This is a genomic window from Rheinheimera pacifica, assembly GCF_900108485.1.
In the GTDB taxonomy this organism is placed as follows: domain Bacteria; phylum Pseudomonadota; class Gammaproteobacteria; order Enterobacterales; family Alteromonadaceae; genus Alishewanella; species Alishewanella pacifica.
In genome coordinates, this window is sequence record NZ_FNXF01000006.1 from 39,546 (window position 1) to 53,442 (window position 13,897).

At 47.6% G+C, this 13,897-nt stretch carries 18 protein-coding genes; 14 read left to right on the top strand and 4 right to left on the bottom strand.

Features of this window, described 5'->3' with window-relative positions; all coding sequences use genetic code 11:
* Positions 1–160: 160 nt before the first annotated feature.
* From BLW68_RS21375 to BLW68_RS09635, 14 genes are all read left to right on the top strand, one after another.
* Entirely contained in the window at positions 161–586 is a 426-nt protein-coding gene (locus BLW68_RS21375; RefSeq protein ID WP_245728309.1) for a DUF1707 SHOCT-like domain-containing protein, read from the top strand.
* The gene (locus BLW68_RS21380) at positions 525–830 is read left to right on the top strand and encodes a hypothetical protein (RefSeq protein ID WP_245728310.1); all 306 of its coding nucleotides are present in this window, start codon (positions 525–527) and stop codon (positions 828–830) included. Before BLW68_RS21375 ends, BLW68_RS21380 begins: the two co-directional genes overlap by 62 nt.
* Before the next feature lie 34 nt (positions 831–864).
* Entirely contained in the window at positions 865–1,431 is a 567-nt protein-coding gene (locus tag BLW68_RS09580; RefSeq protein WP_425438498.1) for a GNAT family N-acetyltransferase, read from the top strand.
* 87 nt (positions 1,432–1,518) lie between these two features.
* Positions 1,519–1,788, top strand: coding sequence for a hypothetical protein (locus BLW68_RS09585; protein WP_092792733.1), 270 nt, complete (start codon positions 1,519–1,521; stop codon positions 1,786–1,788).
* A gap of 3 nt (positions 1,789–1,791) precedes the next feature.
* Positions 1,792–2,127: a DUF2147 domain-containing protein gene (locus BLW68_RS09590; RefSeq protein WP_092792735.1), complete on the top strand. Its 336-nt coding sequence runs from the start codon at positions 1,792–1,794 to the stop codon at positions 2,125–2,127.
* Positions 2,128–2,153: 26 nt separating this feature from the next.
* Positions 2,154–2,579, top strand: coding sequence for a GNAT family N-acetyltransferase (locus BLW68_RS09595; protein ID WP_092793030.1), 426 nt, complete (start codon positions 2,154–2,156; stop codon positions 2,577–2,579).
* A gap of 9 nt (positions 2,580–2,588) precedes the next feature.
* On the top strand, positions 2,589–2,993 hold the full coding sequence (fos, locus tag BLW68_RS09600) for a fosfomycin resistance glutathione transferase (RefSeq protein WP_092792737.1): 405 nt from the start codon (positions 2,589–2,591) through the stop codon (positions 2,991–2,993).
* 55 nt (positions 2,994–3,048) lie between these two features.
* Positions 3,049–3,834 carry an alpha/beta fold hydrolase gene (locus tag BLW68_RS09605; RefSeq protein WP_092792739.1) on the top strand — a complete coding sequence of 262 codons (786 nt, stop codon included), beginning with the start codon at positions 3,049–3,051 and terminating at the stop codon, positions 3,832–3,834.
* Between the two features lie 49 nt (positions 3,835–3,883).
* Positions 3,884–4,906 (top strand): hypothetical protein, encoded by a 1,023-nt coding sequence (locus tag BLW68_RS09610; RefSeq protein ID WP_177172198.1) that lies wholly within the window; start codon positions 3,884–3,886, stop codon positions 4,904–4,906.
* A 27-nt stretch (positions 4,907–4,933) separates the two neighbouring features.
* On the top strand, positions 4,934–5,371 hold the full coding sequence (locus tag BLW68_RS09615; protein ID WP_092792741.1) for a GNAT family N-acetyltransferase: 438 nt from the start codon (positions 4,934–4,936) through the stop codon (positions 5,369–5,371).
* A gap of 120 nt (positions 5,372–5,491) precedes the next feature.
* Positions 5,492–5,899 (top strand): hypothetical protein, encoded by a 408-nt coding sequence (locus BLW68_RS09620; protein WP_143039940.1) that lies wholly within the window; start codon positions 5,492–5,494, stop codon positions 5,897–5,899.
* A 22-nt stretch (positions 5,900–5,921) separates the two neighbouring features.
* Positions 5,922–6,251, top strand: a complete 330-nt coding sequence (locus BLW68_RS09625) for a hypothetical protein (RefSeq protein WP_092792746.1) — start codon at positions 5,922–5,924, stop codon at positions 6,249–6,251.
* Positions 6,252–6,287: 36 nt separating this feature from the next.
* Positions 6,288–6,695 (top strand): GFA family protein, encoded by a 408-nt coding sequence (locus tag BLW68_RS09630; RefSeq protein WP_177172199.1) that lies wholly within the window; start codon positions 6,288–6,290, stop codon positions 6,693–6,695.
* Positions 6,696–6,767: 72 nt separating this feature from the next.
* Positions 6,768–7,919 carry a serine hydrolase domain-containing protein gene (locus BLW68_RS09635; protein WP_092792749.1) on the top strand — a complete coding sequence of 384 codons (1,152 nt, stop codon included), beginning with the start codon at positions 6,768–6,770 and terminating at the stop codon, positions 7,917–7,919.
* 81 nt (positions 7,920–8,000) lie between these two features.
* On the opposite strand, the gene BLW68_RS09640 is transcribed toward BLW68_RS09635, so the two are convergent.
* The 4 genes from BLW68_RS09640 to BLW68_RS09655 all read right to left on the bottom strand — a co-directional run bounded on the left by BLW68_RS09640 (position 8,001) and on the right by BLW68_RS09655 (position 13,744).
* Entirely contained in the window at positions 8,001–9,440 is a 1,440-nt protein-coding gene (locus tag BLW68_RS09640; RefSeq protein WP_092792751.1) for an SLC13 family permease, read from the bottom strand.
* A gap of 10 nt (positions 9,441–9,450) precedes the next feature.
* On the bottom strand, positions 9,451–10,449 hold the full coding sequence (locus BLW68_RS09645; RefSeq protein ID WP_092793033.1) for a porin: 999 nt from the start codon (positions 10,447–10,449) through the stop codon (positions 9,451–9,453).
* Positions 10,450–10,620: 171 nt separating this feature from the next.
* Complete coding sequence (locus tag BLW68_RS09650) at positions 10,621–11,991, bottom strand: sigma-54-dependent transcriptional regulator (RefSeq protein WP_092792753.1); 1,371 nt, start codon at positions 11,989–11,991, stop codon at positions 10,621–10,623.
* Positions 11,978–13,744, bottom strand: a complete 1,767-nt coding sequence (locus BLW68_RS09655) for a sensor histidine kinase (protein WP_092792756.1) — start codon at positions 13,742–13,744, stop codon at positions 11,978–11,980. Before BLW68_RS09655 ends, BLW68_RS09650 begins: the two co-directional genes overlap by 14 nt.
* Positions 13,745–13,897 lie beyond the last annotated feature (153 nt).

A 13,897-nucleotide genomic window follows, 5' to 3' on the forward strand; every position in this document is an offset into this window, starting at 1 on the left:
TTTTAAAAGACCACCTTCGGGTGGTTTTTTAATGCCTGCATATCAAATAAACCATATGCCTAAAAAACGCCATTAACATTTTGATACCAAATACCGCCACCTGGCTGCTTAGTCTGTGCTAACGTTTTAGCGATAAAACAATCTTAGCAGGAGCTTAGTTATGGCCATTGATGCCAGTGGAGTAAAAATAGAAGATCGGCCGTTTGATCAGGTGCGGCAGGAAGCGATAGATCAGCTGATTATGAATTACAGCCACGGCATTATATCGGCAGAAGCCTTTGAGCGGCGGCTGGATGTTGCAACTGACGCCAAAAGCCATCAGGAACTGATAGACGTGGTCGCCGATTTAACCCTGCTACCCGACCATCAGTATCAACAGCAGCGCCAGCGTAGTTTTTCTCCCCGTTATCAATCTGGCAACGACACCCGCAACGAAAAGATGCTATGTGTGCTGTCATCCAATCAACAGCGCGGCCAGTGGCTGGTACCTGCTGAAATCAATATTATTAATGTGCTGGGCTCGGTTGAGCTGGATTTTTACCGAAGCGGTTTTCCAGCACCAGCATATTGTTATCCGGGTAAATAACTGGATTGGCAGTCTGAATATTCTGGTGCCGCCGCAGGTTAACGTGGTGTCGAATATGACTAATGTTGTCAGTAGCTGCGATAATCAGGCGACATCTTTGGGCGATCGTCAGGCACCACAAATTGTTATCGAGGGTTACTCCATCCTCGGTTCGCTTGAGATAAACCTGAAACGTACCATGAAAGAAAAATTCAATGATTTTGCCAATCAGTGTCGGGCAATGTTTGGTTTAAATAAACCGTGAATTGACGGCGTTACTATAGCGCTATGTATTAAGGATGAACGGATTGAGCTTTCCTGCGTTAGAAACTGAGCGGTTGTTGCTTACAGAACTTCAAATTGATGATAAAGAACAAATATTTTTGCTATTTTCCACGCCTGCTGTAGTCGAATACTACGATTTAGCGGTATTCAGTGAACCTGAGCAGGCTGCCAATCTTATCAGTCTTTTAAAGTCACGCTACGCTGAGCAAGTGGGGATCCGCTGGGCCATTCGATTAAAAACAACCGGCAAGTTAATTGGTACTTGTGGCTTTAATTCATGGAACAGCAAAATGCAGAACGCTGTGATTGGCTATGATCTTCTGCCAGATTTTTGGGGAAAGGGCTATGCCTCAGAAGCTGTCCGGGCGATTATCGGGCTGGCATTTTCAGGTGATTTGCCCTGCGGAAAATTGCACAGAATTCAGGCTGATACCTTGCCCGGCAATCAAGCCTCTGAAGCGCTACTAAACAAACTGGGATTTAAAGAAGAAGGGCTAAGGCGCGAGTGTGGGTATTGGAAACATAAGTTTCATGATCTTAAGTGTTTTGGCTTGCTGAAATCTGAGTTTATTTCGGCCTGATATTAATGTGCCGGCCATTGTTCACTTTGTAAATAAAATCCATTAGCATCAAAGCCTTTTCGCAATAACACAAACAGGCAAAGCGGTATGCAACAACAAAAACAACTGCGCATAAAAGATATTGATAAGCAGGTTATAAAAATCAGCCTTATCGAAACACCCGGTAGTATTTTGTTTGGTGTAGGGCTTTACAGTAAGTTTGTTGGCGCTGATACACCAATACTACCGTTTCTGCAGGATCAAGCGATAGTTAACTCTATCATCGTTATCGGCGCCGCCATTATGCTGTGGGGTACCTATAAAATATTGATGCTAAAGTTGGAAAAATCCCGCCTGCAAAAAGCGGCAAGGGGTTAACAATTGGCGCATATTTTAAAGCTTATCGCATTAGTTTTCGCTTTTAGTGCTCAGGCTGCTGATATTTCAGGCACCTGGAAACATACCGATAAACCGGCCTGGCTAAGCGTGAATACGCAAACCGGTGTTGTAACCGTGCAGCGGCATGATAAAGCACCAGATGCAGTAGGTCTGACAGTAATCAAAGATCTCAGCGCAAAACCACCAATCTGGCATGGCAAAATGTACGCCGCTGAGCAGGGTGACTATATTGCCGTATCCCTGGAGCTAAAAGACAACCAGACATTGATTGTCGTTGACGCAAATGCTGCTGAAATACTCAGATTAACAAGGCCGTAAGCAGAATGGTTGTAGTGGGAGAGCAGATGCAGGAAATTACTATCAGCGATGATAAATCGCTATTGGATATTGACAAAATTCACCATTTTCTTAGTACGCAAAGCTCCTGGGCTAAAAGCATTTCGTTCGATACGGTGCAGCGCAGCATTGCGCATTCCATATGTCTTGGGGCTTATACCACAAACCAGCAAGTAGGTTTTTGCCGCATTATTACCGACCAGGCAACCTTTGCAAATTTGGTCGACGTTATTGTCTGGCCGGAGTATCGCGGCCACGGCATCGCCGCAAAGTTAATGGCAGAAGTGCTGCAGCACCCCAGCGTAGCGAGTGTGCGCCGCTTTACACTGGCCACCTCAAATGCACACGGTTTATACGCCAAATACGGTTTTACCGCGCTCAATAAACCCGAAACTTTTATGGAAATTTACCGGCCGGATATTTATGCCACTTAAGAAGTTACTATGCTGCAGGGACTAAACCATATCACCATTGCTGTTAGTGACTTAGATCGCTCGCTGGCGTTTTACACTGGGTTGCTTGGTATGAAAGCGCATGTGCGCTGGGATGGCGGAGCTTATCTTAGCCTTGGCGGTGTCTGGTTTTGTTTATCCTGCGGTAAATCGTCACCAAGCCAGGATTATTCTCATATTGCTTTAGATATTGCAGAGCAGAACTTCGCTGAATTTGTCACAAAACTGCGTGAAGCAGGTGTAGCAGAGTGGAAGCAAAACAGCAGTGAAGGGCAATCGGTTTACTTTTCCGATCCAGACGGGCATAGGCTGGAAGCTCATTGCGGTAATTTGCAAACACGGTTAGATGCATTAAAAGACAAGCCGTACTCAGGCTTGGTATGGTTGTCAGAGTAAATATTCGGAGAGTAGATTGATTTCTAAATTAAGGTTCTACGCACTTTTCTGCTTTATGTTTTCAGCTTTTTTATCCGCGCAGGACAATAGATTTGCCACTGTCGATAACATCAAGCTCGAATATATTGATGTCGGCACAGGTGATTACACCTTACTGGTGGAGTCTGGCGTGGGGATGGGCGTTGGTTACTGGCAGCCTTTGTTAGCGGATTTGGCCAAGCTGAATGTCAGAACTATTATTTATTCCAGAGCCGGCAATGGCCAGTCGGGCAGTGTTGATGATATCTCACTGCAGGCGTCAAACCGTCGTCTGGCTTTGTTACTGCAAACAATCAACGCTGACAACGATAAGCTCATACTGCTTGGGCATTCTTTTGGCGCTTTGCATGTGCGCACTTTTGCTGGCAGTCACCCTAAGAAGGTTGCCGGTATTGTGTTGCTTGACCCGAGCCATGAAGGTTTTCAGAACGCACTTAGTGCGTTAGATAAAGATTGGGCAGACAGAGATAATTCCCGTCTCAATAAAATGTTGCAACAGCAACCTGAGTGGCAGCAACTGCAACAGCTTTATCAGCAAAATGCTTTGGCAGATCACAATATCACCCAAATGCTACCTGCTGTGTTGGTAACATCCTCCCGGTTAAATGAGAGCAATTGGTGGATTGGCCATAGCCCGCAAGGCAAAAAAGTTTGGCGACAATTACATGCATCCCTGATTGATAACAACCCAAACGCAGTGCATTTTGTTACCGATAAAACCGGCCATAATGTGCCGTTAGACGATAAGGCATTAGTGCTTAAAGTGATTGATACGATGTTGTTTATGCTAAGTGCGGGTTAGATCGTTAGCGACTAAAAGCATGCTGAATAAGTCGCAGATTGGAGTGTGAATGAATATCACTGTTAAGGAAAAATTACCTCTGCTGTTTCTGCTGGCTATATCGCTTAGCTGGGGCTTTTATTATCAGGGTGAGCATTGGTTTAATAACTACGGCGCGGCAAACTTTGAATGGTTGTTTTTGCTGGATGCTCTGCTGGTACTGCCGCTGTTGTGTTTTGTTTGCATTAAAGATAAAAAGCAAGCGGCGGTTAAAGCGGCATTGCTGTGTGGCATAGCGGTTTTGGTAGGCAGTTACATTATTCCGGCGCAAAGTAAATTTATCTGGCACTACCTTGAGTCCGGCCGCTATCTGCTGCTGGCGTTTATCCTGCTGTTCGAACTTGTTGCGATGCTGACGGTGTATCTGGCTATCAGTGCGGCTTTGCGACAGAAATCGGAACCGGAGCTGGCTATATCAAAACCGATACATCGCCTGTTAGGTAAAGGTGTAACGGCCGGATTACTTGAGTTTGAAACCAGAATTTGGACCTACGCTTTATTCGCAAAGCATATTAGTCCGGCACAGTTTCACGGTGAACAGCATTTTAGCTATCACCTGAAAGATGATGCTAAAACTAATGCCTTGGGCTTTATTTTGCTTATTGCATTGGAAATTCCGCTGGTCCATCTGCTACTGCACTTTGCCTGGTCGCCAATTGCGGCGAATATTGTCAGCGGATTAACTCTGCTTAGTTTGGTTTTCTTTATTGCTGAATATCGCGCTATGGCAAGAAGGCCACTATCAGTGGACAAAAAAAATCTGTACATCCGCTTCGGTATTTACAACACGCGGGTTGTAGCACTGGACAACATTGCCGGTGTAGCGCTCCACCGTGGTTATATTGCAAGAGGCGCTGACAATAAACGATACAACTTTGCAGGCCATCCTAATCTCGCTATCGAGCTGCGACAATCAGACGACACTGTTAAACATCTGTATTTAGGTGTAGACCAACCGCAGGCATTTATTGACTGTATTCAGTCTCGCTTACAAACCAGCGCGATGAAATTGTCTGGCAATTTAAACTATTAAATATCGGATATTTTACAAGGAGTAACAGTGAGCATTTCGTTGCGTGAAGTAAACCGGCAAAACTATGAAGCGGTGTGTGAGCTTGAGGTTACCACTGAGCAAGAGCCTTACGTAGCTTGCAATATGTGGTCTTTGGTAGAGGCGGCCTATAACGACGGCCATAGCTGCAGGGCAATTTATTTGGCTGAGCAGCCGGTGGGTTTCTTTATGTGGGTAAAAGAAACGCCGGAGCTTACATCTATCTGGCGTTTTATGGTTGATAAACAGCATCAGCAACAAGGTATTGGCCGCGAGGGTATGGCGCTGGCATTAGCTGAGATTAGGCAAGATGCCGGTATCAAACAAATTGAAATTTGCTACAACCCGCAAAACCCGGTAGCAAAAAGCTTCTACAGTATCTTTGGTTTTATTGAGCAAGGTCTGGATGATGAAGGCGAAGATAAGTTGGCCCTCATTACGCTATAAAGAGCTTTTACACCAGCAGACAGGTGCAATGCCACTAACGGAGATAACGTGATTTTATTTAAGCAGAACAGGCTTTATGCGGCTAAGCCATATGCGCCGCGATGCTATGCAATATGGCCAGTGTTGGCGTTGCTGCTGTTGTTATCCGGCTGCACGGTAAAGCTGATCAGCAGCTATGATGAAAAAACTGATAATGCCGTTACGGCGCTGCAAAAAGACGTAACGTTGTTTTTTATCACGGTACAAAGCCAGGCCGGTTTGCCGGAGTGTAATTACAGCAACCATATCGGTTTTTATCAGCAGGCTAAAGTCGATCTGAGCGCTATAGCGGTGCGAAGCAAAGCTATTGCTGCCAACGAGATAACCGTGGAGCAGGTAGAGCTGTTGCAAGACAGCCTGACTGCATTGGAGCAGTTGCATCAGTTGGGCTGTTTTACCCCAAGCCAGGTAGATAACCTGCGTACCAGCTTTGACAGCAGTATCACGGCGATTTTAAAGCTTGAACTGGCGAAAAAACGCGGCGGATAACCGGTTAGATTAAGGAAATAGCATGAGCTTAAATGTGGCAGAACTCAGCGCTACTATGCTGCAGGCCTTTAACAGTGAACTGTCGGATAAATGGCCCGACATTAAAGACTATGCCGCCGTTGAAGCCAAAAAGCTGGCCGAAAACCTGGTGATGATAGAGCGCTTACAACTGGCGGGGGAAATTACCCCGCAGCAAGCCAGGTTGCATCATCAGATCCAGCGCAATACCACGCGCACTGTGTTGCTTACGGTTACCGGGCTAAGCCGTGTGGCGGTGGAGCAAGCAATAAATGCTGCTATGAATGCACTAAAAGACAGCGTAAACGGCGCGCTGAATTTTACCTTACTATAAGGTTAAACCAATTTAGTATTGGATCAGGGAATTATTATGTATCAGGGCGCCTGTTTGTGCGGTGAAGTAGCAATTGAAATCAGCGGGCCTATCAGCAGTATTATTCATTGCCACTGTTCGCTGTGCCGTAAATCCAGCGGTACGGCTTTTGCCACCAATGGCTTTGTGCAAAGTGCGGATTTTACCGTAGTAAAAGGTGCCAACCGGCTGAGCCAGTTTGCCTTTAAACCAGGGCGCTTACGGCATTTTTGCAGTAACTGCGGTTCACCGGTTTACAGCAGTAACGAACAAGACCCGGCCCGCATCCGGATCCGGCTGGGCATTTTAAGCAGCGATATCAGTGAGCGGCCGCTATCGCATAATTTTTACAGTTCTAAAGCTAACTGGGAAGATTTAGACGCTAACCTGCCGCGCTATGATAGTTTTGAACCAGGAAGACAATAAATAGCCTGTCTTTGAGCCCCTTGTTGCTATGGTATATAAATGCTAGTGCCATTAACCATTCCAGGAAGATATATGCAGTACCCCGTAGTTTTTGCCTTATTACTTAGTGTCAATGTTGTAGCTGCTGAACATTATTTTCCTCCCGCCGGCCAGTGGCAGCAAGCAGCACCACAAAGCCTCGGGGTTAACGCTGAAAAACTGCAACAGGCGTTAGATTATGCCATTGCCAGTGAAAACCCGGCAGCAAAGGATCAGGCCATAGTGCAGGCAACAACTTTTGGTGCGCGCGAGCCCTATGATCAGATTATTGGCCCTATGTCGGTGCGCGCCGCGGCTAACGGGCTGATTGTGTACCGGGGTAAGCTGATTGCGCAGTGGGGAGATACCCACAGTGTGGACATGACACACAGTATCAGCAAAACCTTTCTTACTACTGTTACCGGGCTGGCACTGCAGGATGGCTTAATCCACAGCGTAGATGATCTAGTCTGGCCTTATGCCGTGCCAGATGGCAGCTTGTTTGCTACTGAGCACAACCGGCAAATCAGCTGGGATCATTTGTTACGCCAAACCAGTGACTGGCAGGGAACTTTGTGGGGAAAGCCCGACTGGGCAGATCGCCCTGAAGGCGAGCCAAAAGACTGGCCCAACCGGCCTTTACATACGCCGGGTAGTAAATACAAATATAATGATGTGCGTGTGAATTTACTGGCTTTGGTAACCACCTATGTATGGCGTAAACCTTTACCTGTGGTACTGAACGAGCGGATTATGCAACCTATTGGTGCCAGTGCTAACTGGCGCTGGTATGGTTACGACAATAGCTGGATAGAACTTGATGGCCAGAAAATTCAGAGCGTATCAGGTGGCGGGCACTGGGGCGGTGGTATGTTTATCAATGCCTGGGATCTGGCCCGTTTTGGTTACCTGTTTTTACGTGACGGTCAGTGGCAGGGGCAGCAACTGATAAGCCGCGAGTTTATTAAGCAGGCACGCACCGGCAGTGCGGCAAAAGCCGACTACGGCTATGCCAACTGGTTTTTAAACCCGGGCCGCAAGGCCTTACCCGCAGCACCGGAAACTGCAGTAACTTTTCAGGGCGCCGGGCGTAATATTATTTATATTGACCAGCAAAACGATGTTTTGCTGGTGGCACGCTGGATAGGTAACGGGGATGAATTAAACCAACTGGTAGCAAAAGTATTGGCGGCTTTACCACACTGATAGCATTAAACCCGCCTGAGCCACTTTCAGGCAAAGTATTCCCCCTTTGCAAAGCAGAACAGCATTGCAAAGGGGGGCGGGTTAATACTTAAACACCACCTTTACCAGTGTTAAGGCAAAAGCACTTACTATCAGTACCGAGAAAATATTTAACGCAAAACCTGCTTTTACCATATCGGAAATTTTCAGCTGGCCGGATGAAAACACTATGGCGTTGGGCGGTGTGGCTACCGGCATCATAAAGGCACAGCTGGCGGCAATGGCAGCAGGAATAACCAGTGTTAGCGGTGTACCGGACATAGCCATAGCCACCGGCGCCAGCAGCGGCAAAAAGCCGGCAGCAGTGGCGGTGTTGCTGGTAACTTCAGTCAGAAATACAATAATCAGCGTAACGCTGACAATCATTACCCAAAATGGCAGAGCGCCAAGTAAAATGACCTGATCGGCGATAAAAGCCGCCAGCCCGCTTTTACTGATCATGGCCGCTAAGCTCAAACCGCCGCCAAACAGCATTAAAATGCCCCAGGGTAATTTTTGCGTATCTTCCCAGCTTAATAAGCGGGTGTTTTTGCTGTCGATAGGTAGTACAAACATCATTAGGGCGGCAGCCATAGCAATAATCGTATCGTCCAGTGCCAGGCCGGTAACCGAGCTGATAACCGGCCGGAAGATCCAGCAAAACGCGGTAAGTAAAAAGATAACTAATACGGCTTTTTCGCCGCGCTGCATAACCCCCAGTTCAGCCAGTTGCTGGCGGAATAAGTCTTTGGTATCTACAGCAGCAAGTACATCTACCTTGTAGCTGACTTTGGTCATCCACAACCAGCAGATCAACAGCAGCACTATACTGAGTGGCACACCTACTAACATCCACTGGGCAAAACCAATTTGAATTTGGTAGTTATCGCTTAAAAATGCAGCCATCAGTGCATTAGGCGGGGTGCCGATTAACGTTGCCAGGCCGCCGATAGACGCTGCATAAGCGATAGATAACAGCAGGGCTTTACTGAACTGGCTATCGGCCTGATCTTGTTTTAGCATTTGAATAATAGATAACGCTATTGGCAGCATCATTACCGTGGTTGCGGTATTAGACATCCACATCGATAAAAATGCCGTTACCAGCATAATGCCGCCGATTTGCTGGCTGGGTTTGCTGCCTACTAATAACATGGTATGCAGCGCGATACGCCGGTGCAGAGCCCAGCGCTCCATAGCGATGGAAATAATAAAACCGCCGAGGAATAAAAAGATCAGCGGGTGAGCATAAGGTTCAGCCACGGCTTTTAAGCTGTTAACGCCAAGCAAAGGCGCCACAACTAAGGGCAAAAACGACGTTACCGGAATAGGCACTACTTCGCTTATCCACCAACTGGCCATCCAGAATGTCAGCCCCAGCACCAGCCAACTAGGTTGGTTCATGCCAAAAGGTGCCGGCACCAGTAAGCACAGCAGCATAAAAGCCGGGCCAAGCAAAAGAGAAAATAACGGTGTTTTCAGGTTTTTTGTTGTTACAGTCATCTGTCAGCTCCTAAAACCGGTACTGCAGGCCAACTGCCACAGAGGTGTCTGTAGCAGAGCTGTCAGCCACAGTGCCGTCGCTATCGTTTGCCAGATCAAGATGGGTAACAAAGAAGTAGGCTTTGCTTTGGCTGTTAAATAAGTAGTCGATACCCGCCGTGTAATGATTAGCCCGGCCTTGCTGGCGCAACTGCGAGGTATCGCGGCCAAGCTGCAGTTTGGGCAGCCAATCGCCCATAGCGTATTGCAGGCTGATATAACCGCCGGTACCAGAGCGCTGTGCATCCGTTTCTTTACTGTATTGCAGCAGAGCGCCAAGCGTAAAATTTGCCAGTTGTTGCTGCCACATTAACCGGCTGGCGTTTAAACCATTTAAACTCTGTGCCTGAGTTAGCGTAATAAAGTACGGTTGCTGCTTTAGTTTGCTGTCACCGTAGCTCAGGCTTATTGCACCGCCATCTTTGCCGTCCTGCAGCTCGTTGTCCTGGCCCAGCACGTAGGTAACCGAGATCTGCCATTGGTTGTACAGCGGTGAAATATACGTCAGGCTGTCGCCCAGGCGGTCCTGGCCTGGCAATATTTGCGCAATATCGGCGCTGGTTTCGTTGAATAAATCTACTCCGCCTTCACTGGTTTTTAACCGGGTGTCGTTGCGCCCGGCAATCAGCTGGCCAAAGTTACCTTTAATACCAATAAAGGTATTGCGCGCAGCAAACGGGCTTTGCGTGTTTTTCTCGTCAAAGCCGCGCACGTCAACTTCATAGGTAAAAAACGCGGTGACATGTTCATTAAGTTGCTGCTCGCCACGCAGGCCAAAGCGGCTGAACGGCGTGTCCAGCTGGCTGCCCTGTTCGGTGTAGCGCAATAAACCTTTATCGGTATGGGCCAGTTGTACTTCGGCTTTACCATAAAAGCTGACGGTGGGCACAGTGACAGAAACGGTGTTGGCAGCAGCGGCCGGGCATATTAATACGGCGCTGGTAATAGCGATTTTAGTTGCCTGTTGCATACAATCCTCGTCATTATTTTTTATTGTTGGCAACAGCAGATAGCAAGAAGGCTGCCATTTGTTTAATTCTTTAATAATCAAACAGATGGTATATTTTAAGCGTTGATTTTGGGTGGCTTTGGTGACAGCAGCTTAGTGCCATGGGTGGAATTCCACCCATGGCTGTTGTAGTTAGTCGCTAAGGTCGTCGTCGGTAAAGTTATCGCGGTTAAGGCCATACTTACGCATTTTGTCGTACAGGGTTTTACGTGGCAGATTAAGTGCTGTCATGGTGTGTTTTATACTGCCCTTGGTGGCGCTGAGGGCATCCTCAATCAGCATCTGTTCAAAAAATGCGACCCGTTCTGCCAGGCCCATAGCACTGCCAACGGTGTCTGGCAGAGATAATCCTTGTTGAATAAATGCCGCTTCTGCACCCAGCAGTACATAACGTTCGGCAAGGTTACGCAGCTCACGGACATTACCTGGCCAGGAGTGAGCCTGCAAAATAGCCAGCGCAGGTTGATCTAATGGCACATAAGGCTTGTGATAACGCGAGGCGGCAATAATAGCAAAGTGTTTAAACAGCAGCGGAATATCGCTCAGTCTTTGCCGCAGTGGGGCTATAGCTACTTTGAGCAGGTTAAGCCGGTAGTATAAGTCCAGCCGGAAACTACCTTGCTGGCTCAGTTGCTCCAGATCGGTTTTGCTGGCCGCAATCACTCTGATATTTAACGCAATACTATGATTGGCGCCCAGCGGCGTGACTTTACGCTCTTCTAATACCCGTAGTAAGCGCACCTGTACACTTAACGGTGTGCTTTCAATTTCATCTAAAAACAAGGTGCCGCCATTGGCAAACTCAAATTTACCGATACGTTTTTTATCGGCACCGGTATAGGCACAGGCTTCTGTGCCAAACAGCTCGCTTTCAATTAATTGCTCGGGTATTGCGCCGCAGTTAATGGCAACGAAGTTATGATCACTGCGCGCAGAATTATCATGCAGGTAGCGGGCAACTAACTCTTTACCACTGCCGGTTTCACCTTCGATCAGCACATCTGCGGGTGCATCAAGCATTAAATCCAGCATGCTGCGCATTTGATTAATTGCAGGGCTGTCGCCGATAAGCTGTAACCGGCCATGGCGGCTTTGTTTGAGTTGCTCACTCAGTAAACGATTTTGCAGGCACAAGCGGCGTTGTTCCTGGGCCTGGGCTAACACCTTTAGCAATTCAGCATGGTTAACCGGTTTTTCAATAAAGCTGTAGGCCCCAAGTTGCATAGCTTGCACGGCAATGCTGACATCGCCATAACCGGTAAGCAGGATCACCGGAATATCGGCATCGATACTTTTTACTGCCTGTAGCAGCGATAAACCGTCCATATCCGGCATATTCAGATCGCTTAGCACTACACCGGTAAAATTACGGCTGAGCTTAGCCAGTAAGGCCACCGGACGCTCGAAAGTTTCGCAGCGCCAGCCTTCGAGCTGTAAACCCTGCGCCAGCGCATCCAGTACGCTGGCTTCATCATCTACTATCAGAACTTCATGCTGTGACATTAAGGTGCTCCGCCGGCAGCTTTGGTAAGGTTAACGACACGATAGCGCCGCCCTCTGGGTGGTTGTCAATGCTAAGCTGGCCGTTGTAGCTTTGCACAATCTGGCGTGAAATAGATAATCCCAGGCCAAGGCCATTACCTTGTTTGGTGGTAAAAAAAGGTTCAAACAGATGAGCCATGTTATGGGGTTGAATACCGGCGCCGTTATCTTTGATCTGTAATATAACAATATCGTCCTGTTCACTGATCCGAACCTGTAAACAGGGTTCAGCCAGATGTTCCATGGCTTGCAGGGCATTGCCAAGCAAATTCACCAACACTTGCTCCAGTTGCAGCGGATCGACACTAACATAGGCTGTGCTGTTGTTTAGCAGCTTAACCTTGGCCCGGTGCTGATTAATAGCCGGTTGCACTATACCCAGTGCATTTAGCAGAAGTTGCTCCAGCTTAACCGCCTGTGGCTGATTTGGCGCTTTGCGGCTAAAGCTTTTAAATTGTTGCACAATGTGGCTTAAGCGCAGTAACAGCTGTGAAATTTTCTCCAGGTTGTCGGCCAGTTGTGGGTACATGCCTTTACTGAGCATTTTTTGCGAGGTTTGCAAATAACTGTGCATGGCGGTTAGCGGTTGGTTTATTTCGTGGTTAATAGAGGCACTTAGCTGGCCGATAGTGGCCAGTTTAGCCGCCTGTAACAATTGCTCCTGAGTTTGCCGCAGCTCCTGGTTAGAGTGCTGCAGCGACTGGGTCCGCTCTGCTACTGCTTGCTCTAACCGGGCAAAAATGCGTGCTTGCTGGCGTTGTTGCAAACGACGGTTACGCAGATAAATACCCAGCAATACCAGGACAGCAAACAGCAAGCCAATACTCACTGTAAGCTGCAAAGCCTGCAGCCGCAGTGGGGCTGCCGGTTGTAACATTAATAACTGCCAGGGCAGCTGCAGGTTATCTTTTGCCGCTACGGCGTATTCGGTAAATTGCGCCGGTTTGCTATGAGGCTCGGCCAGTAGTTGCCATAAATTGTGCTGTTGCCGTACTTTTAGCGCTGTCAACACTCTGCCGGGGTGAGTGGGTAGTTTTACGTCCTCTGTACCAAAGTGGCTAAGGTGCCAGGGTTTGTGATTGCTGGCCAGCACGGTTTTTTGTTGATCCACCAGCATAAAAATCAATTTGCTTTGGCCGGCAATAGCCTGATAAGCCTGCTCAATTTGATCCATATTGAGTTTTAATACTAACACGCCGGGCTGGGTTAACTGTGTATCGGTTACTGTGGCAGCAAAGTAGATGCCACGTTCATTTGAGATCCAACCCAAACCATAATCAATATAGCTGCGTTGCTGGGCTAAGGTTTCAATAAAATAAGGCCTGAAACCAAAGTTATAACCAACAAAGTGCACGGGTTGATCATAATTACTGCTGCTAAGTACCAACCCTGTATTATCCATTAAATACACCGAAGCGCTGCCACTGGCCAGATTAAAGTCAGACAGCAAAATGCTGACATCGAGTTTTTGCTGTGGCTCAGGCTGGGGAGCTGATAACAGTCCGCGTAGTTCAGGCCGTTTGGCCAGCGTATCGGTAAGGGTACTGAAGCGCTGAATTTGCTGGTTCAGGTATTGGTTAAATTCATAGCCATGCTGCAGCGCTATCTGTTGGTTATGACGCAATAATTGTTGCAAAATTAACTGATAACTCAGTACCGCAAGGATAGAAAATGCGAGTAAAACGCTGACAGGGTGACGGTAGAGTGGCCGCATAGCATAGGTGTCTCTGCTATTTTTCTGGGCGCTTATGCTAACTCAAGGCTAAGAGCAGAGCCAGCGCAAACAGAATTTAATCAGCACCGGCTGCTGTAGCCTGAATAGTGTTATCGTATTTGCGCAATAACGTCATCACGTATTAGCACGCTA

Coding starts and splice junctions, on each gene's coding strand:
- BLW68_RS09645 (WP_092793033.1), bottom strand. CDS start 10,449: ATGCAACAGGCAACTAAAATCGCTATTACCAGCGCCGTATTAATATGC.
- BLW68_RS21375 (WP_245728309.1), top strand. CDS start 161: ATGGCCATTGATGCCAGTGGAGTAAAAATAGAAGATCGGCCGTTTGAT.
- BLW68_RS09610 (WP_177172198.1), top strand. CDS start 3,884: ATGAATATCACTGTTAAGGAAAAATTACCTCTGCTGTTTCTGCTGGCT.
- BLW68_RS09605 (WP_092792739.1), top strand. CDS start 3,049: ATGTTTTCAGCTTTTTTATCCGCGCAGGACAATAGATTTGCCACTGTC.
- BLW68_RS09580 (WP_425438498.1), top strand. CDS start 865: ATGAACGGATTGAGCTTTCCTGCGTTAGAAACTGAGCGGTTGTTGCTT.
- BLW68_RS09635 (WP_092792749.1), top strand. CDS start 6,768: ATGCAGTACCCCGTAGTTTTTGCCTTATTACTTAGTGTCAATGTTGTA.
- BLW68_RS09595 (WP_092793030.1), top strand. CDS start 2,154: ATGCAGGAAATTACTATCAGCGATGATAAATCGCTATTGGATATTGAC.
- BLW68_RS09585 (WP_092792733.1), top strand. CDS start 1,519: ATGCAACAACAAAAACAACTGCGCATAAAAGATATTGATAAGCAGGTT.
- BLW68_RS09650 (WP_092792753.1), bottom strand. CDS start 11,991: ATGTCACAGCATGAAGTTCTGATAGTAGATGATGAAGCCAGCGTACTG.
- BLW68_RS09625 (WP_092792746.1), top strand. CDS start 5,922: ATGAGCTTAAATGTGGCAGAACTCAGCGCTACTATGCTGCAGGCCTTT.
- fos (WP_092792737.1), top strand. CDS start 2,589: ATGCTGCAGGGACTAAACCATATCACCATTGCTGTTAGTGACTTAGAT.
- BLW68_RS09630 (WP_177172199.1), top strand. CDS start 6,288: ATGTATCAGGGCGCCTGTTTGTGCGGTGAAGTAGCAATTGAAATCAGC.
- BLW68_RS09655 (WP_092792756.1), bottom strand. CDS start 13,744: ATGCGGCCACTCTACCGTCACCCTGTCAGCGTTTTACTCGCATTTTCT.
- BLW68_RS09640 (WP_092792751.1), bottom strand. CDS start 9,440: ATGACTGTAACAACAAAAAACCTGAAAACACCGTTATTTTCTCTTTTG.